The organism is Pseudoalteromonas sp. Ld20, assembly GCF_045064175.1.
In the GTDB taxonomy this organism is placed as follows: domain Bacteria; phylum Pseudomonadota; class Gammaproteobacteria; order Enterobacterales; family Alteromonadaceae; genus Pseudoalteromonas; species Pseudoalteromonas neustonica.
Map to the genome: position 1 here is coordinate 18034 of NZ_JBISHB010000023.1, position 19579 is coordinate 37612.

The 19579-nt window shown below is 39.7% G+C and carries 18 protein-coding genes; 12 read left to right on the forward strand and 6 right to left on the reverse strand.

What is annotated here, in order from left to right; all coding sequences use genetic code 11:
- Positions 1 to 281: 281 nt before the first annotated feature.
- From hisG to hisIE, 8 genes are read left to right on the forward strand one after another with little or no spacing between them, the layout of a single operon-like run.
- Positions 282 to 1181 (forward strand): ATP phosphoribosyltransferase, encoded by a 900-nt coding sequence (hisG, locus tag ACJJVX_RS00375; RefSeq protein WP_054203749.1) that lies wholly within the window; start codon positions 282 to 284, stop codon positions 1179 to 1181.
- 4 nt (positions 1182 to 1185) lie between these two features.
- Positions 1186 to 2490 carry a histidinol dehydrogenase gene (gene hisD / locus ACJJVX_RS00380; protein WP_405629510.1) on the forward strand — a complete coding sequence of 435 codons (1305 nt, stop codon included), beginning with the start codon at positions 1186 to 1188 and terminating at the stop codon, positions 2488 to 2490.
- Entirely contained in the window at positions 2490 to 3575 is a 1086-nt protein-coding gene (gene hisC / locus ACJJVX_RS00385; protein ID WP_405629512.1) for a histidinol-phosphate transaminase, read from the forward strand. Before hisD ends, hisC begins: the two co-directional genes overlap by 1 nt.
- On the forward strand, positions 3572 to 4633 hold the full coding sequence (gene hisB / locus ACJJVX_RS00390) for a bifunctional histidinol-phosphatase/imidazoleglycerol-phosphate dehydratase HisB (RefSeq protein WP_405629514.1): 1062 nt from the start codon (positions 3572 to 3574) through the stop codon (positions 4631 to 4633). The genes hisC and hisB overlap by 4 nt, the downstream gene beginning before the upstream one ends.
- The gene (hisH, locus tag ACJJVX_RS00395; protein ID WP_054203753.1) at positions 4630 to 5220 is read left to right on the forward strand and encodes an imidazole glycerol phosphate synthase subunit HisH; all 591 of its coding nucleotides are present in this window, start codon (positions 4630 to 4632) and stop codon (positions 5218 to 5220) included. Before hisB ends, hisH begins: the two co-directional genes overlap by 4 nt.
- 26 nt (positions 5221 to 5246) lie before the next feature.
- Positions 5247 to 5981, forward strand: coding sequence for a 1-(5-phosphoribosyl)-5-[(5-phosphoribosylamino)methylideneamino] imidazole-4-carboxamide isomerase (locus ACJJVX_RS00400; protein ID WP_405629517.1), 735 nt, complete (start codon positions 5247 to 5249; stop codon positions 5979 to 5981).
- Positions 5963 to 6742, forward strand: a complete 780-nt coding sequence (gene hisF, locus ACJJVX_RS00405) for an imidazole glycerol phosphate synthase subunit HisF (protein ID WP_054203755.1) — start codon at positions 5963 to 5965, stop codon at positions 6740 to 6742. The genes ACJJVX_RS00400 and hisF overlap by 19 nt, the downstream gene beginning before the upstream one ends.
- On the forward strand, positions 6733 to 7347 hold the full coding sequence (gene hisIE / locus ACJJVX_RS00410; RefSeq protein WP_054203756.1) for a bifunctional phosphoribosyl-AMP cyclohydrolase/phosphoribosyl-ATP diphosphatase HisIE: 615 nt from the start codon (positions 6733 to 6735) through the stop codon (positions 7345 to 7347). The genes hisF and hisIE overlap by 10 nt, the downstream gene beginning before the upstream one ends.
- Before the next feature lie 326 nt (positions 7348 to 7673).
- Here hisIE and ACJJVX_RS00415 read toward each other — a convergent pair whose 3' ends face one another.
- From ACJJVX_RS00415 to ACJJVX_RS00425, 3 genes are read right to left on the reverse strand one after another with little or no spacing between them, the layout of a single operon-like run.
- Complete coding sequence (locus ACJJVX_RS00415) at positions 7674 to 8924, reverse strand: hypothetical protein (protein WP_405629520.1); 1251 nt, start codon at positions 8922 to 8924, stop codon at positions 7674 to 7676.
- A gap of 57 nt (positions 8925 to 8981) precedes the next feature.
- Entirely contained in the window at positions 8982 to 9461 is a 480-nt protein-coding gene (locus ACJJVX_RS00420; protein ID WP_054454636.1) for a hypothetical protein, read from the reverse strand.
- Positions 9445 to 10521 carry a hypothetical protein gene (locus ACJJVX_RS00425; protein ID WP_157601463.1) on the reverse strand — a complete coding sequence of 359 codons (1077 nt, stop codon included), beginning with the start codon at positions 10519 to 10521 and terminating at the stop codon, positions 9445 to 9447. Before ACJJVX_RS00425 ends, ACJJVX_RS00420 begins: the two co-directional genes overlap by 17 nt.
- Before the next feature lie 397 nt (positions 10522 to 10918).
- Between ACJJVX_RS00425 and ACJJVX_RS00430 the strand changes: the two genes are divergently transcribed.
- The 4 genes from ACJJVX_RS00430 to ACJJVX_RS00445 all read left to right on the forward strand — a co-directional run bounded on the left by ACJJVX_RS00430 (position 10919) and on the right by ACJJVX_RS00445 (position 13453).
- Complete coding sequence (locus ACJJVX_RS00430; protein WP_405629523.1) at positions 10919 to 11695, forward strand: hypothetical protein; 777 nt, start codon at positions 10919 to 10921, stop codon at positions 11693 to 11695.
- A gap of 223 nt (positions 11696 to 11918) precedes the next feature.
- Positions 11919 to 12431, forward strand: coding sequence for a hypothetical protein (locus ACJJVX_RS00435; protein WP_054203760.1), 513 nt, complete (start codon positions 11919 to 11921; stop codon positions 12429 to 12431).
- 170 nt (positions 12432 to 12601) lie between these two features.
- Positions 12602 to 12784 carry a DUF1289 domain-containing protein gene (locus ACJJVX_RS00440; RefSeq protein ID WP_054203761.1) on the forward strand — a complete coding sequence of 61 codons (183 nt, stop codon included), beginning with the start codon at positions 12602 to 12604 and terminating at the stop codon, positions 12782 to 12784.
- A gap of 306 nt (positions 12785 to 13090) precedes the next feature.
- The gene (locus tag ACJJVX_RS00445; RefSeq protein WP_405629525.1) at positions 13091 to 13453 is read left to right on the forward strand and encodes a hypothetical protein; all 363 of its coding nucleotides are present in this window, start codon (positions 13091 to 13093) and stop codon (positions 13451 to 13453) included.
- Between the two features lie 133 nt (positions 13454 to 13586).
- Here ACJJVX_RS00445 and ACJJVX_RS00450 read toward each other — a convergent pair whose 3' ends face one another.
- From ACJJVX_RS00450 to ACJJVX_RS00460, 3 genes are all read right to left on the reverse strand, one after another.
- A complete protein-coding gene (locus ACJJVX_RS00450; protein WP_405629528.1) occupies positions 13587 to 15746 on the reverse strand; it encodes a S46 family peptidase in 2160 nt (719 codons plus the stop codon).
- Between the two features lie 164 nt (positions 15747 to 15910).
- Positions 15911 to 17182, reverse strand: coding sequence for an O-acetylhomoserine aminocarboxypropyltransferase/cysteine synthase family protein (locus ACJJVX_RS00455; protein WP_405629530.1), 1272 nt, complete (start codon positions 17180 to 17182; stop codon positions 15911 to 15913).
- 344 nt (positions 17183 to 17526) lie between these two features.
- Positions 17527 to 19308 (reverse strand): M61 family metallopeptidase, encoded by a 1782-nt coding sequence (locus ACJJVX_RS00460; protein WP_405629532.1) that lies wholly within the window; start codon positions 19306 to 19308, stop codon positions 17527 to 17529.
- Between the last annotated feature and the right edge of the window lie 271 nt (positions 19309 to 19579).

A 19579-nucleotide genomic window follows, 5' to 3' on the forward strand; every position in this document is an offset into this window, starting at 1 on the left:
TGCCTCACTATATAAAAATATGTTTTTCTATATGTGAAATTTATTTAACAGATTCAATTTCTTTGTTTACATATATTAAACGAAGATTTATAGGAAATATTATAATGCGCTTAAACCTGACAACAGTACATCATCACCACCATTCACCGGAATAACCTGTCAGGTCTTTCGCTGAGAGGTTATTCCTAAAAGGAACCTCTGGCGAGTCAAAATACAATGATTCATTTTCGCCCTGAGGTTCCCTCGGGGTTTTTAGTTTTTAAATTAAAGGAAAATGAATAATGAGTAACAGCAACCGTCTACGTATCGCCATCCAAAAAGGTGGCCGCCTTTCTAAAGATTGCCAAGATTTACTAAAACAATTAGGTGTTAAGCTTAATTTACGTGAGCAACGTTTAATTGCTCACTCAACTAATATGCCGATTGACGTACTGCGTGTGCGCGATGACGATATTCCAGGTTTAGTCATGGACGGCGTATGTGATTTAGGTATTGTTGGCGAAAACGTACTTGTTGAAGTGCAAGCAGAACGTGAACGCCAAGGCGTACCAAGTGAAGTAACTAAACTTTCAAAACTTGATTTTGGTTATTGCCGCCTTGCACTTGCATGGCCTTCAGAGCTTGGAAAACAAGAAAAAAGCTGGTTTGAAGGCAAGCGTATTGCAACAACCTACCCTGAAATTTTAACTCAATATCTAAAGCGTGAAGGGATCAATGCCAGCACAGTAATGCTTACAGGCTCAGTAGAAGTGGCGCCTCGTGCAGGACTTGCTGATGCAATTTGCGATTTAGTCTCTACTGGTGCAACACTTGAAGCTAACGGTCTAATGCAAGGCGATACTATTTTAGAATCAAACGCCTGCCTTATCCAAAATAAAGACTTACAAGATGCTGACAAACTAGCGCTTATTAATAAGCTTATGCCTCGCTTACGTGGTGTGAGACAAGCTAAAGAAAGTAAATACATCATGTTACACGCGCCAAAAAATAAGCTGGATGAAATCTGCGATATTTTACCAGGCTCAGGTCAACCAACCGTATTAGCACTAGCAGGCTCAGATGAATACGTTGCCCTGCACATGGTAAGCAGCGAAACATTATTTTGGGAAACCATGGAGCAATTAAAAGCGTTAGGCGCGAACTCCATCCTCGTTATGCCAATTGAAAAAATGATGGAGTAAGTCAATGTTGCGCTGGAATGAGGTATCCACTGACGCACAAGCTGCGGCGCTAATGCGCCCAGCGGTTAGTGCAAGTGCGGAAGTAGAAGCAATTTGCCAAGCAATTATGGCAAACGTAAAAGAGCAAGGCGATACAGCCTTACTAAACATGGCTAAGCAATATGATAACCGTGAAACACCTCGTTTATTAGTACCTCTTAGTGAGATTAATGATGCTGAGCAACAACTTAGCAGTGAGCTTAAATACGCAATTGATACTGCCTACGCTAATGTAAAACGTTTTCACCAAGCACAGTTACCTAAAGATATTAAATTGTCGACTCAGCCTGGCGTGCTATGCGAACTAAAATATCAAGCCATTGAAGCCGTAGGCATTTATGTACCCGGCGGCAGTGCGCCATTACCTTCATCGGTGATCATGCAAGGTGTGCTTGCGCAGCTTAGTGGAGCAAAAACAGTGGTTTTAACAACGCCAGTACAAGGCGACTTACCAATAAATCCAGCAATTTTATATGCGGCTAAACTATGCGGTATCATAACAATCGTAGAAAGTGGCGGCGCCGGTGCAATCGCCGCCATGGCTTATGGTACAGACTCAGTGCCCAAAGTGAATAAGATCTTTGGCCCTGGTAACAGCTTTGTCACTATGGCTAAACAGCTTGTCGCACAAACAATTCCTGGCATGGCGATTGATATGCCTGCAGGCCCGTCAGAGGTATTAGTCATTGCAGACGAACGTGCCAACCCTGAATTTATTGCCGCTGATTTACTCTCACAAGCAGAGCATGGAACAGATTCACAAGTAATTTTACTCTCTAATTGCGCGCTAATTATTGCACAGACAGAGCAAGCTATTGAACGCCAACTTACAGCATTATCACGCCGTGATATAGCCGCTCAAGCATTAGCAAATTCATCGTTTATTTTGGTTGATTCTATCGAACAAGCATTTGATGTATCAGCGCAATACGGCCCTGAGCACTTAATTTTGCAACTTGCCGATGCCAATCCATATTTAGCTAAAGTTAAAAATGCCGGCTCAGTGTTTGTCGGTGATTACACCCCAGAGTCTGCGGGTGATTATGCGTCGGGTACTAATCACGTATTACCGACTTACGGTTATAGTGCAACGTATTCGAGCTTAAATCTGCTTGATTTTTTTCGTACTTATACGGTGCAAACAATCACCGAAAATGGTTTGAAAAACTTATCAAAAGCAATATTACCGCTTGCAGATGCAGAAGGACTTGATGCCCACGCAAATGCTGTAAAGGTGCGTTTAGAGGCTATGAATAGAGGCAATGAATAATGAGTAGTAACCCTTTATTACCCGCAAATATCGATGCATTAGCAGCGTATAGCTCGGCAAAAAGCGAAAAACTAACCGGCACAACGTGGTTAAATGCTAACGAAAGCCCATATGTTAAAAATATTGATATTAATATTAGTGACTTAAATCGCTATCCAGATCCACAACCAACAAGCGTTATCAATCGCTATGGCGAGTATGCAAAGCTCAACGCCGATCAAGTATTAATGACCCGTGGAGCAGATGAAGGCATTGAGTTGCTGGTTCGCACTTATTGCCAACCAGCGACAGATTCAGTTGCTTTATTTTTACCAACTTATGGTATGTATAAAGTAACCGCCGATACCCATAATGTCGCGATTAATGGATTAAGCCAAGCACTGCTATTAGAAGGCTCAGTTGATGAAATAATCACAGCTGTTGGTAACAGTAAACTAGTGTTTATTTGTAACCCCAATAACCCAACAGGCAGCATAACGCCGCTTGATAAAATCAAAGCTATTGCCACAGCACTTGCAAATAAAGCATTGGTTATTATTGATGAAGCCTATATTGAGTTTTGCCCAGAGCAAACCGCAAGCAGCCTTATTAATGAATTTGCCAACGTGGTTGTATTGCGTACACTTTCTAAAGCCTTTGCGTTAGCTGGCCTGCGAACAGGCTTTACCCTTGCACAAGAGTCAGTACTAGCACCTATTCGCAAAGTCATTGCGCCGTATCCGGTATCAACGGTCGTCGCAAGCATTGCTGCGAGTGCTCTAAGCCCAGATGCAATTACTTCAATGCGTCGCCAAGTAAGTATTCTAAATGCGCTCAAAATAAAACTAAAGCAGTGGTTAGAAGCATCCCCTGCTGTATTAAAAGTATTAAGCGGCGAAGGTAACTTTGTAACGCTAAAACTAGCTAACAAAAACAGCTTTAATATTGCCCTTGAGCAAGGCCTAGTGATGCGTTCATTTACTTTGTACGGCGAAAACGACTGGCTGCGCATTTCAATCGGTAGTGAACAAGAATTAGAACAAGTAAAAAGTTGGTTAGATGGGCTTAGCCAATCAGCCACGCTAAAAGAGCAGGAAGTATCATGAGCAACCCTTATTTATTTATCGACCGTGACGGCACTATCATTGCCGAGCCAATTACCGACAAGCAAGTAGACAGCCTAGAAAAATTAGAGTTTTTACCCAATGTGATCCCTGCCCTATTGCAGTTGCAAGGTGCGGGTTACCGTTTAGTAATGGTGTCGAACCAAGATGGTTTAGGCACTGACAGCTTTCCAACAGCTGACTTTGATATTGCCCAAGATAAAATGATGGATATTTTGTCTAGCCAAGGCATTAAATTTGACGAGGTATTAATTTGCCCTCACTTTGATGAGCAAAACTGTGATTGCCGAAAACCTAAAACAGGCTTGTTAACACAGCTTATGCGTTCAGGCAACGTTGATTTAGGCCGTTCATTTGTGATTGGTGACCGTCAAACTGATATTGGCCTTGCGCAAAACTTATGTTGCGAAGGTATTTTGTACAACGGTGATTGGAACGCGATTGTTACCAAGCTGACGACAGCAGATCGTAAAGGCCGTATTACTCGTAACACCAAAGAGACGCAAATTGATGTAAAAATCAATTTAGATCAAAACAAAAATGGTGAGATCAGCACCGGCCTTGGCTTTTTTGATCACATGCTTGACCAAATTCGCACGCACGCCAATATTGGCCTTGATATTCAAGCCAGTGGTGATTTACACATCGACGAGCATCACTTAGTTGAAGATATCGGCATCGCGCTTGGTTTGGCACTCAAACAAGCGCTTGGCACTAAATCGCAAATTGCCCGCTATGGTTTTTCCCTGCCTATGGATGAATGCAAAGCAGAGGCACAAATTGATTTATCAGGGCGTGCGTCTTTTGTTTTAAACGCTAACTTTAGCCGTGAAAAAGCCGGTGATTTAGACGTACAAATGGTTGAGCACTTTTTCAAAAGCTTAAGTGACAATGCAGCAATTAGCTTAATATTGTCAGTAAGCGACGGTAACTGTCATCACCAAGTGGAAGGTTTATTTAAAGCATTCTCTCGTGCCTTGCGCATGGCTGTTGCGGCCGACGCCAGTCAACAAACTGCCAGCTCTAAAGGATGCTTATGATTGCCATAATTAATACCGGTTGTGCCAATATAAACTCGGTACGCTTTGCGTTTGAACGCCTTGGCCAAACACCCGAGGTGATCACATCCCCTGAGCAGCTTAAAAACTTTGAACGCGCTATTTTACCCGGTGTTGGTCATGCGTCAGTTGCTATGAAACGCCTTATTGAAGGTGGTTGGCAAGAAGCAATTAACGACTACCAACGCCCATTGATGGGGATTTGTTTAGGCATGCAATTACTCTGTGAGAGCACTGAAGAAGGTAATGTGCAGTGCTTGGGTAAAATCCCTGGGCAAGTGAAAGCCCTTGATGTAGGCAGCTTAACCTCACCACACATGGGTTGGAATAATCTTATGGTTAACCGCGGGCATGCCTTAACTAAAGGCCTTGATATAAACGACCAAGTGTATTTTGTACACAGTTTTGCGCATACAGTGAATGATGCCACGCTAGTAAGCGGCGAATACGGGCAAACTTTTTCAGCCATTGTTGCCAACGATAACTATGCGGGTATGCAATTTCACCCAGAGCGCAGCGCAAAAGTCGGCACCCGTTTATTACAAAACTTTTTAGACTGGCAAGTTTAGTCAACAAATTATAAAGAGAATTTAACGTGATTATTCCAGCATTAGATGTATTACAAAATCAAATCGTGCGCTTATATCAAGGTAAATACGATACCGCACAGTTTTACCCGTTTGAGCTTGGCGCTCGCTTACAAGAATACGCACAAAGCGGCGCAGGTAAATTACACCTTGTTGATTTAGAAGGCGCACGGGATCCAGACAAAAAACAATGGCAACACATTCAAGCAGCCACTAAAGCACTAAATGTGCCGTATCAAGTTGGCGGCGGCATTCGTACTGAACAAGACGTAAGCGACTGGCTTAAAGCCGGTGCCAACCAAGTTGTAATTGGCTCTATGGCAGTTGAAAAGCGCGATGAAGTAAAAGGCTGGATTGAAAAATTTGGCGCACAGCATTTTGTTATCGCCCTTGATGTAAATAAAACAGACAGCGGCTGGGCCCCTGCCACTCACGGTTGGTTAAGTGAATCTGAATTTGGCTTATTTGAGCTAGTGGACTTTTATGTTGCACTTGGCGTTATTGATTTTTTGTGTACGGACATCAGCAAGGACGGCACTATGACCGGCCCTTCATTTGCTTTGTACCAAGATTTAGCAAAGCACAACAGCAACATTAAAGTACAAGCCTCTGGCGGCGTAAGTTCACTCGATGACATTAAAAAGCTTAAAGAGCTAGGCGTAGGCGGTGTTATTTTAGGTAAGTCATTGCTCGATGGCGCATTTAATGTTGAGGAGGCGTTGGCATGTTATCAAAACGCATAATCCCGTGTTTAGACGTTAAAGACGGCCAAGTCGTTAAAGGCGTTAAATTTAAAGGTCACGAAGTCGTTGGTGATATATTAACAATGGCTAAAGCGTATAGCGAAGCCGGTGCTGACGAACTCGTATTTTATGAAATTAGCGCAAGTGTTGAAAAACGCCTACTCGATGTAAATTGGGTCGAAAGCATTGCCCGTCATATCGACATTCCATTTTGTGTAGCCGGTGGTATTAAATCGGTCGCCGATGCTGCACGCGTGCTAGAGCGCGGCGCAGATAAAATCAGTATCAACAGCCCTGCTATAGCACGCCCTGAACTTATCAAAGAGTTACATGATGAGTTTGGTAAGCAATGTGTGGTCGTCGGTATTGATAGCTTTTATGATGACGTAACTGGCGAGTATTTAGTGTATCAGCTAACTGGCGATCCCAATGCATCAAGCCGTACACGCTACAAAACGCAGGAATGGGTTAAACGCGTGCAGGACTTAGGCGCAGGCGAAATTGTACTCAACTGCATGAACCAAGATGGCGTGCGTAACGGCTACGATAACGAGCAACTATCTAAAATGCGCGCTTTGTGTGATATTCCACTGATTGCCTCTGGCGGCGCGGGCAGCATGCAAGATTTTGTTGATGTATTTAAACAAAGCCAAGTAGATGGCGCACTCGCTGCGAGTGTTTTTCACAAAAACGTGATCAACATTGGCGAATTAAAACAGTATTTAACAGATAACCAAGTGGCGGCGCGTTTATGCAACTAACTAAAGAAAACCTCACTCAAGTCGACTTCGCGAAAAGCGAGCTGATCCCAGCCATAATTCAAGATGCCCGTACTGGGGTTATTTTAATGCAAGGGTTTATGAATCAAGAGTCCCTTGAGGTCACCTTTGAAAAGCAAAAAGTGACCTTTTATTCACGTTCAAAAAACCGTTTATGGACGAAGGGTGAAACCTCTGAGAATTACTTAGAAGTAGTGTCGGTCCATACAGATTGCGATTACGATTCAATATTAGTGCTCGCCAACCCACTTGGCCCAACCTGTCATTTAGGCACGCAAAGTTGTTTTGGTGATGCCGCTAAACCAAGCTTGAGCTTTCTAGCACAACTTGAACAAGTGATTGTAGAGCGTAAAAACGACGACCCTGAAAAAAGCTACACAGCGTCACTTTTTGCTAAAGACTTAAGCCGTAGCTGCCAAAAAGTCGGTGAAGAAGGTGTAGAAGTTGCTCTAGCCGCAATGAAACACGACAACGACGAGCTGACGAATGAATCAGCCGATTTGTTGTATCACTTAATCGTGTTACTACAGCGTCAAGGCCTTGAGCTGAAAGACGTGGTAGAATGCCTACAAGGCCGTCATAAATAAGTTTATCTATAGTTGTTTATTAAGCTATGAGTTTTTAACAAAGGATAAAAACACACAGATATTAGCATTCTTTACTCAATCCAAATACATTGACTTGCTAAATGCTTAAGTCGCATTAACTGAGTTCATATTTTGACTCAATTATTTATTGTTCTCTTAACTAGTTTGACGTAAAATTTGATTTGATCAACCTCTCGGCTCCGCTTTATATATCAATAAAATGAAGCCGGAGGTTGTGAAATTAAAAAATCACTTTTCATGCTTTAGCTACAAATAAATAATAATTTCTGTAGGTTTTAGATAATTAAGTTTAAAGCGTAATTTATCTAAGGTATTAAAATTAAAGCCTTTGGATCTAAGGTAATATGATCATGGTTATTATGAACATTATTAAACTTCATTTTATTACTTGGTTCCCAGCTCCCTAAGCCAGTTTCGAGTACCTTTGTAGCAATCGTTAAATTACCATTTATCATAAGGCTATATAACCAACCGGCTGACAGTTCACCATATTTAGAACCATAACCAGAATATAAACGTTGCACCTCTGACACTGTTGATAGTGCATCTAAGCCAGCCCTTTGATTACTTACCCATATTTTAACTATATCTAAGTGCTTTTGTTCATCCGACACCATTGTGTTTCCAACAAAATAATTACTCACAGCCCTTTGCAAACGATTGTAGTTTTCCTGACCACTTTTATTATCCAACTCCGTAAATTGAAAGGTGTCTATATCTGTACCATATTTATGACTTTTATGGCCGATGTTACGCCCATGCTCACCTGATATATCGTTTACTCGTGTAATAAGACTTAAGTTATTTTCCAGCCAAGCATAAGCTCCTTTTGATGACCAATCGTCTCCGCCTTTGTCACGAGTCCAACCAAAACGTTTAACTTTTTCAGGCATCGCCCAAAGTGCTGTATGTGCTCCTGACAATAACTGAGAATTTACTTCTTGATTATCATGAAAGCCATTGACTATAAATTGATATTTAAAATTTCGAAATCGTGCTTCTGTTAAGTTACTTTTATTCCCTTCTAGTTTGAATGTTACTGGTACTCTGTATACATCACCACCTAAATTTATAACTTCTTTAGACATAAAATCATAAGAATTAACTAGAATTGGAGTGCTAATAGATTCTGGTAGCATTAGATAAACGTCAATGGAAGACAGAACAGTATTTTCTGCTTTAGAGATCGTTAAATCATAACTCCTGTTAAATACATTCTTGTTTCCTAACTTAGGAATTGACACTATTTCACTTGGGTACTTTATCTTACCACTTGATGAAATGCTTTTGACTTTTACTAACTTAATTTTCGGGTAATTAATAGAAGCAAGGACCATACTCCACCTACAATTTGAGCCATAACTTCCACTCCTTCCTATATCCACTTTTATTTTGAACGTTCTATTTTTAGGATTAATGTGTGAAACATTAAAAACCTCAGAAATAATAGCCCTAGAAGCACCATCAGGATTAGGTTTTAAAATAGGGCCAAGATAAAGTTGTGAGTATATTCCTCTTTTCTGCGCATAATAAAATGATCCATTATTGTTTTGCAAAGATAGTTCCCATGAATCATTCCATTGCCCTAAACAAACATCATGTCCAAAATATTGTCACATATTTGTCGAGACGCTGTAAGTTAGATTAAATGACTCAACGCCATCCGGAAGGGTAAACTCATATTCTTTATCCCAAAGCTGATATCGAGTAGAAACACCAATCATTTTTGCATTTTTATTATTGCTAGTATCAGTAGCCAGTATGTTTTGACCTTCAATATTTTTCAAAAATAAATCTTGAGCTAATTGATAATCATCAAGAGTAGTTGCATCTGAAAAAGATTGGTTATTTATTTCTGAACTATTTATTTTCTTAGTCAACGGTATTAAGACGTCAAAATAATCGGATAATGTTGCATTTTTCGCATATGAAAAATATCGTAAGCTCACCATTGTATTTTCATTTAATTCAAATTGAGCGAACGTTCGATAATAATCCCCTGTAGGGTGTTCTATTTTACCATTCACTTGCCACAACCCTAGTTCCAATTCTGGAATAACAATATTACCTTGCGAATCAGGGCTTAATGACAACTTTGTTTTCGTTTGTGACTGCTAGTGTGATATCTTCAATATTGATAAGTTGACTTAGATTCACTGGGATAGTTATCTTCAACGTTAATTGTGCTGATTGGTAAAAGAAAGAGACACATCGTGACGGAAACTGGTGATAATCATTTGATGTTGTGAAGCATATTTCCAACGGCCCCTGATCAAGCTCTTTGAGTTTGGTGTAAAATTCATTTGTTTTATTAATACGAATCACATTATCTTTCAAACTAAAATACTCAGTAACATCGTGCGTGCCAAGTAAATAATTCGCAGGTTTGCTCAATATTACACTTTCAAGGTACTGAGACCTGAGTTGGTGACCTAAAGAGTCCTCAAAATATAGTTCCAATGGCTGGCTATCGTTTAAATGCTGAGGAAACCCTATTAGTTGTGAATCTTCATAATGCAGGTTCGATTCATTTAACTCAAATATATAGTCATAGTGTTGACCTTGCTCCATAGCCGTTTTGAATGCATAGCCCTTATAAGCAATGATTACCTCTTTAGCGCCAGAGCTAAGTTTAAATGTTGTATTAAGCAACCCTTTTTCATTAGTTGTACCTACATAAACATTATCAATTAAGATAGGTATTTCAGCATATGGCATTGCACTATCATGATCATAAACAGTTTTAAATGATAGTTTAACATCATTATTTTTGGGTATACCATAGGTAAAGCTTTGCCAGCTTTCATAGTGTGTTGAACCTTTAGGGCAGGTAATTAAATTCAATGGACAATTATTTATATTCCACTGTGTAGCGACAAAGTAGTGCTTCTCAAACATGACTACATCGCCAAATTGATAAGCTGTTTTAATTTGCCAGTCCATTGCGGTATCTACTGGTATTTCAAACCAAGCACTGTTAGCTATATCAAACCCTTTTACCCAATGCTTTGCGATAAACAACCTATTTTCGAATTGGCAAATGTCCCCACTTTTATAGTTTTTTTCAGACAGACAATCATTCGGAAGTTGACTTGCAAAGATATTGCAGATGGATAGACATAGTAATATTAATACCATCTTGATTAAATTCATTGATTCATCCTTAAAATTTTAGCAATAATCATATACTTTATAGAGTAAGTGCCGCTCTGAGTATTGCACATTTACTATCGGTTATATTGTTCAGTATGATTCCCCTACATGTATATACAGTATAAAAATCCAGCTATCTATAAATTAATTTACCCAAAAAAGCAACGGGAAAGTTTCAAAATAAAGCTTTAGCTAAGCACATTTAAATAAGCTAGCACTAGAGAGACCTTTAAACTGCTCAGCACCTGCTCATCTTCCATTTACAAATATCAGTTAAATTCTAATTACCAGATTTAAAGGTAAAATAAGAGTGACTAAAAATAATTGACTTCGCTTTAAACCTTTCTAGCGCTTTGTGCGACTAAACTAAAAACATGACAAGAATAGAAAGGGAATAATGATGATTAATATATTTACACGACTTACTCTAATCAGTGCCGTACTCGTATCAACTCAAGCTTTTGCTTGGAATAACGATATGACATTACAGAACACAAAACAGCTGACACTTGATGCGCAGTCGCTAACGGCATTAAAGGTAGAGGCAGGATCAGGTTTTTTAAATATAGTGGGCAGTGATACAACTGCAATCACTGTAAAAGCTGAAATTTACCAATATGAAGCGCACGACAATTACTGCCTTAATTTAGCTAACAAAGGCACAACAGCACAGCTCACTGCAAATAATTGTAATAGTAATAGTAATAGTAATAGTAATAGTAATAATAATAGTAATAATGACCAGCAAACACGCATTGACTTAACAGTGGCATTACCGAAAACATTTAGCCTGGATATTACCGACGGCTCAGGCGCGATTTTAATTGAGAATACGGCTGCAACAAAAATTCATGATGGCTCTGGCGCAATAAATGTTGACACTATTAAAGGTGACTTAATCATTGAGGATGGATCAGGTGGCATTACTGTCAACAATGTCAGCGGCGCGGTGGATATACATGACGGTTCAGGAAGTATTGATTTAACTAATACCCTTAGTGATGTAAAGGTTCATGATGGCTCTGGCAATATCAATATTGAAAATGTGGATGGCGATGTGTCGGTAACCGATGGATCAGGTGGAATTTATGTTGATACAGCAGCAAGCTTCACTTTAGTTGCTGACGGCTCCGGTCGTGTTAAAATAAAAAATGTACAAAAGCAAACACTTTAACGTTTATTTACGCAATGACTTTGTTTAAGTAATGATAGTGCTCAGCACTGGGGCATGTAATTTCCAGTACTGAGTACTGATATACCCAACAATTCTCAATAACCCATTTGATAAAAAATCAAACCGCCCTTTTATTTTCACCTCTTTCATAGCATTTTTTCAAGCCCTTAGGTATCCTTAACATCACTTCGAAGGATTAGCTATTACAAAAGGATAGCGCATTATGAAAAAGTCTTTATCAGTATTGTTAACTGGCCTAATTTTATCTGGCTGCACAAGTTTAACCACCGAACAACAAACAACTATTGATAATCTTACTCCCTGTGAAAAAATCAACGGGTTATTGAATGCCTATGATAACCGCTTTGAAGAGTTAAAGGGCACACGTGTTAATACTAAGTACATGGAAACGTGGACTGCAAAATACGATCTGGTTGGTGAGGATTGCCAAATAACAGCCGTTGATGCACAGACGGTTACATATCGTTGCCAAGGCGATTTTAAAGAGCAAACAACCGCCGTTGCATTACACCAAAAAGCGGTCGATTTTACCCGTGAATGTTTAGTACAAAAAAACTGGCTTGAAAAGCAAAAAGAATCAGCAGACTCATTACGCACTACTTTTGTATTGGATGACAAAACTCCTGTAATTTCAATTCACACTGCAAAGACTTTATCGCGCACCACACCGTGGTCTACTTCATTAGAAGTTGGTAAACCAATATCAAGCAAATAGCGACAATTTAATATATAAACCCATACCACCTCACAATGCTGAACCCAACGTTTCACAGGAACTTAATCTCAGGTATTACTTTGCAATAATGGTAGTCCCTTTGAAGGTGGAGTGGGTATATGGCCACTTAAACTGGCCTTTAAATATCACGCAACTTTAAAAAAGACATTATGACTTCACCAATTAAATCAAACACCCTCCCGCTAAAAACCGACTGCATTGGCAAATGCTACCGCTTAAAGGGCTACTGCACAGGCTGTGGGCGCACCAGCGAAGAGATTTTTGATTGGATTATATTATCCAATAGTGAAAAAAAAGCGATTTTAGAAACGGTTCGACACGATAATAAGTAATAGGCGCTTTTGGTAGCCAAAACGCCAATCTGAATATGTTTAAGCTTTATCTAACGCTTGGCTAATATCAGCGATAATGAAACTTAAAATTGAACTTAAAATGACACCCATTTTAAGTTTCATCGGAAGTAAAACTGTTTTCCTTTTCTTCCTACAGAGGACTTTCACCTCATAAGTCAATGCCCATGTCGGGCTGTACATAAGTTGCTTATACGGAAAAATAACCGTTGGCCATCGCTTCGCGATTATAGCCAACCATTATTTTCCGCTTAGCAAAGCGTTTTATAAATACCTAAAGGATTGAGTGTGGACGTTACATTTTTTGCAGAAAAAGAAGGGGGCGATATAAATAGCTTTGATGAAGTACCTGAAAATTCATTACTAGCTGGCGGTCGTTTTACCAAGGATCAAATTGGAGATTTGCTTGGCTGCTTTAAATGTTCAGCTTCTGCTTTAAGCGACAATCTTTGGATACTCCCAACGAGTTTTTCTGAAAACTTAGCAGTAATTGATGATGAGCAATTAAAAAATATTGCCATTGATTGGGCGGATGAACACTCATGGGAAAATACTAATATTAACTCTATGGATTTAGCTGGTCACTTATTAGAACTAAAGTATGCTTATCTATCTCATTCAAGTACAAAAGTTTTTGCACTATTTGAGTAAGTATTTATAAAAAGTAGTTCAAGCGGGACTAAAAACAATTTGCTCGGTTTCGCTACACTCTACCAACCTACGTAATAACCAAAAAAGGCGCTTCCGGTTAAGGTAAGCGCCTTTTGATTATTTTAGCTATTACTTATTTTACGATTTTCATTTCATCTAATAAGTTTTCTGCGTTATCAACTTTATCCATCACCCATAACATATAGCGTGAATCGACGTGGATTGAGCGGTTAAGTGCAGGGTTATAATCCCAATCGCCAATGATGCTTTCATAAACACCGTCAAAGAGTAAACCAACAAGCTCAGCTTTGCCGTTAAGCGTTGGTGAGCCTGAATTACCGCCTGTTGTGTCAACATTTGATAAGAAGTTAACTGGCACAGTATTCATACCACCGGTGTAATCGCCATATAACTTAGCTTTGATCTGTTTTTGTAGATTTTCAGGCGCGTTGAATGGGTCAACATTGGTGTTTTTAGCGAGTAAACCTTCAAGTGAGGTAAATGGCGTTGCAACCAAACCATCTTGTGGCGAATAACCGCCAACCGTGCCATACGTTACCCGTAAAGTGCTATTAGCATCAGCATAAACTGGTTTATTTTGTGCTTTGTTAAATGCAATGATTGCACTCATTAGTTGCGGGCGTGCAGCTTGTAATTTACCAGCAAGCGCTTTGTCTTTATCTTCTTCTGCTTTCATTACTGCAAATATCGCTTTAGCGTATTGCATAAATGGGTCTTCGCTTTGTTCTACTTGCGCTAAAGATTGTTCAAATAACGCTAAACGAGCGGCTTCATCATTAAGTGATGAATTTGCGTACATTTGCGAGAGTAATTCACTGTGCTTTGTTTTATCAAACCCATTTTGTAGTTTAAATGCGTTATCAACATCTTCAAAACGTTCTGCTTTTGGTAACGCAGCATACAACTCTAAAAAGTGTAATAAAATTGCTTTATCAACTGTTGCATCAAAACGACGTGTCATACGCTTTAAGCCCGCTTCAAAACGCGGTAAATCGCGTTCTTGATAACCAGACTCACGCTCTGCATTTGGCTTTTGTTTTTCATATGCTAAACGATATAAACCACGTGCAGTGCTGATCATTTGCGAACGATGTACATAGCCAAGCATACGGTCACGTTCATTATGATTTTGAGACTGTGCAACTAAAGCCGACAATTCATCTAAGATTTTACCGTATTGATTTTTACGTTTACGATCGCTATTGATCCAGTTTGTTAAGTCTTGCTCAAACTGATTTTTACGCTCAAACATACTGCCTTTATTAAAGCTTTCAATCATTGAACCGTAGTTTTTAATGTAGTTGTTGTAGCCTGCAATTGTGCTTTCATAAGCAATTCGCGCTTTACTACCATCTTCTGAGTTTTCTTCAATCAAAGACACATACTTTGAGTTATGTTTACGCGCTTTTGGGTAGCTGGTGTTAAATACATAATCAACTTCCGCAGCAATTCGGTAGCGATTAGTACGCCCCGGGTAACCTGTTACCATAACAAAGTCGCCTTCTTGAACGCCTTTGGCACTTACACTTAGGTAAGAGTCTGGTACGTACGGTACATTGTCTTCACTAAATTCAGCTGGCTTACCATCTTTACCAACATAGGCACGGTAAAATGCAAAATCACCGGTGTGACGTGGCCACATCCAATTATCGATATCGCCGCCGTATTTTCCTACACCCATTGCCGGCGTATATGCTAAACGTACATCTTTAATTTCTAATGATTTAATAAGGTAAAACTCTAAACCACCGTGGAATGAATATACGTTGCAACGGTAATTGTCATCAGCTTCACACTGAGCAACGAGGGCTTTTTCATTTTTTTCAAGCGCATCGTAACGTGCTTTTGCGCTCAACTTTTCAGTGCCTTTGATTACTTTATCAGTTACGTTGGTCACGGTTTCTGTAACATACACGCGAGAGCCTGGTGCCGCAGGTAAATCCTCAGCGGGTGTTTTTGCTAAAAAGCCGTTTTCTAAAATGTTATTTTCAGGCGTTGAGTTATATTGAATAGACCCATAAGCACAATGATGATTGGTAACGACTAAGCCTTTTGGTGATACAAAAGATGCCGTACACCCACCTAAACTAATTACAGCATTCATCGGGAATTCTGTAAGCTTAGAAATAGATTTAGCATCAATTTCAAGCCCTTTAGCCTTTAGTATTGATTCAAGTTCTGGAAGTTGATGTGGCTGCCACATTCCTTCATCTGCAATAACTATCGTCGAAAATGCAACAGCAAGTGTTGCAATGAGAGGTTTTAAACGCATTTTATAATCCTTTTTATTTTATTCGCAATAGGGTACGCGCGAAGTACACTTGAGGTCAATCGCTCTGCAATGAATTGTTACATTATAACGGTCAGAAACTAATATATTGATTAATTAATAAATTTGAGAGGGAAAATGCCTCTATAAGAGGCTTCTGATTATAGTTAAGCACGCTCTAAGGCTTGGCTTACATCTGCAATAATATCGTCAATACTTTCAATGCCGACCGACAAACGAACTAAATCTCGACTAACGCCTGCATTTGCAAGCTCATCATCATTGAGTTGACGATGAGTTGTGGATGCGGGATGACAAGCAAGTGATTTGGCGTCGCCTATATTAACTAGTCGCAAGACCATATTAAGCGCATCAATAAAACGAGCGCCCGCTTGAGCCCCGCCTTTAATGCCAAAACTTAAAATTCCAGATGCTTTTGAATCCGTCATTTTTTTACTCATTTCATTATAAGGGCTTGATGCTAAGCCCGCGTAATTAACCCAAGACACTTTAGGATGATCTTCAAGGTACTGAGCGAGTTTTTGGGCATTTTCGCAGTGACGTTCCATTCTTAAGCCAAGTGTTTCAAGACCAATTAGAATGTCTGACGCGTTTTTAGGGGCCAATGCTGCGCCGGTATTTCTTAATGGCACAACACGGCAACGGCCTATAAAAGCAGCCTCAGCGAATGCATCTGTATACACAACATTATGATAAGACGGATCGGGCTCGTTCATCATAGTAAAACGTGTCGCATTTGCTTTCCAATCAAATTTACCCGAATCAATGATGATGCCGCCAATGGCAGTTCCGTGGCCATTAATGTATTTAGTTAATGAATGCACAACAATATCTGCACCGTGCTCAAACGGACGACATAAGTAAGGCGTTGCAACGGTATTATCAACAATCAACGGTACACCCTTTTTGTGTGCAATTTCTGCAAGGCGTGCTATATCAACAATATTACCAGCAGGGTTCCCTATTGACTCACAAAAAACAGCACGAGTATTTTCATCTATAGCATTTTCAAAAGCAGTAAAGTCGTCAGCTTTGATCATGCGAGCTTCAATACCTTGGCGTGGTAATGTGTGGGCAAATAGGTTGTACGTGCCACCGTATACCTGACTTGTGCTAACAATATTAGTGCCCACTTCACATAAACATTGTATTGCGTAAGTAATTGCGGCCATTCCAGAAGCAACTGCCAAGGCACCAATTCCGCCCTCCATTGCAGCTAGTCGCTGCTCAAGAACTGCGTTGGTGGGATTCATGATTCGAGTGTAAATATTACCTGGTACTTTTAAGTCAAATAAATCAGCGCCATGCTGAGTGTTATCAAATGTATAAGATGAAGTATGATAAATAGGCACCGCGGCAGATTTTGTGGTGGCTTCTGATTCATAGCCATGATGAAGTGCTAACGACTCTAATTTCATTATTATTCCTTTTAATTGATGAACTACGTGTAACTTAGCACCTTTCACTTCGTTGGTTCAATTTTTAAGCTCTATGTAGCTTAAAACACTGTAAGTTGATCTGTAGATCACATGTTCAAGCAAAGTTTGGTTAATAACAAAAAAAGGAGCCGCAGCTCCATTTATACCCAAGCCATCTCAAGATCCAGTTTCAGTTGGAATTAAAAGCGATTTAGGCAAGGCATTGATTGAAAATAATGGTTGTTCCCTTATTAAAATCAATAATGCAGTGTAAATCGCTTTTAAACCAACCCGTTGGGCGTCTCATCTTGAGGTAGTTTGGGTATAGTCATTCGTCATGTTAATTATTTAACTAGATTAGGATGATCGACCCCCATCCATGCTTTAAACAATGCCATTTGCTGTTCAGTAGCCTCTTTATTTACGACGATTTTTTTAGCTTTATCAAAGTCTTCAGTAAGAGTTAGTGTCGTGCTTTGTAGTGCATCACGGCGTATAAAGTCAACCGTCACTTTGTCACCCGCTTTGAATGTTTCCAGACTCGCTTTTAAATCTTTTCCAACATGCTTTTTGTTAATTGCTACAATTTTATCTGCCGTTGTTAAGCCAGCTTGCCACGCAGCACCACCACGGCGAACATGCGTTAGCGTAAGTAACTCGCCACTATTTTTAGCCATCGCATCAACACTTGCTAATGTTTTAGCACCTTTAGGGCGTTCAAGCACAAGCCCTACTTTATTAAGTAAAATATCAAAATCAATTTTAGCTGGAGAGTCTACATTTGCAGCCCACCACGTACTATAGTCACGCCCAGTTAAGTCTTTTAAAATCGCTTTCACATTATCAACGCTAAACCCTTCTGGGAGTTTATGTAAATTATAAAGAGCACGATGAACATCGCGATAACTTTGCTTTCCTTGGCTATTCTCAAGTAGATCAATATCAAGCGCCATGGAGATTAATGACCCTTCTAAGTATATATTGGTGCTATAGTTACGCGCGTGGTCACCACCTTGATTAATCCATTTGTCAAAACTTGTTTCAGTGGCGCTTTGTACGTCCCGACCCGGCGTTAATAAATGGCGGTTAACTGTTTTTGTTAAACTTTTAAAAAACTCATCTGTCGTTGATATACCAGAACGAACCATTAAATGATCTTCAAAGTAACTAGTTGAACCTTCGGCAATCCACAGTAACTTGTCAAAATTCATATTCGTATAATCATAAGGTACTAACCCTTCTGGGCGGTACGCTTTGACATTCCACGTATGAATAAATTCATGCGCTGCCGTACTAATAAATGCCAGGTAATCTTCGCGCGAACCAAAACGATCTCGCGGTCGTTGAATGATGGTTGAGTTTAAATGCTCTGTTGCACCACCAGCACCTGATGTGGCATGCACCATAAATACATAGCGCTCGTACGGATAATCATCCCAGATCACATTGCCTGTTGTGACTAGTTTTTTAAGGTCTTTTAACATTAAGTCAACGTCATAGTTCCCCTCTCCCCAGATCACTAGCTCATAGTCACGACCACCCACTTTAAAAGTATGATGTTCATTAAGACCTGTTTCGATTGGCGAATCGACCAGTACATCATAATCTGCAGCTTTAAAACTATGTTTTGAGCCTGCGTTATCCATTCCTGACACAGAACGCCACGCTTTTGGAACATCTAGGGTTACCGTCACAGGCTCTTGACGAAATGACTCACTAAACATAAAAAAGCCGGATGCATCAATAAATGCATGACTATCGTCAATATGACGGGCACGCTTACCTAATTCATTGGCATACACTTGGTAATCTATTTGCACATCAGTTGGTTCGTCTAAGTGCACACGCCATGTACTGGCATTTATTTTTTCCCAATTAAGCGCTTTACCTTCATCATCTTTTGCTTGAAAAAAACGCACACCATTAGCCAGATTTAAAATCTCATAACGACCCGTGCGCCATGCCGGTAATTTAACATCTAAATGAGCTTGTGCTGTTTGAGGAAACGCAACACTTACATTCCCTAAATGATGCTCTGGTTGAGTGATCTCAAGAGAGTAATTTACGTCAGCGAATGCTGACTGAGAGAGTGCTGCTAATACCGATAATGCTAAAAAACGTTTCATATAGACTCTTTATTCTAAATTATCATTGCTATGTTATAAATTAGCCTAACAATGATGGCTATTAATGTGAATTAAAAGCGACAAAAAGACACAGTTATAAGCCCGATGAATAAAAATCACCATCAAATGCTAAGTTTTTGACTTCGCGACTACATTTGTTCCAATTTTGTTGTAAACTTAAGGCAATATAAAGATTTAATCAATGGCGGTAGCTATCAGTGTCACAACAGATCGAAGTTTTAAATAAAAAACTTAAACAAGCCATTGAGTC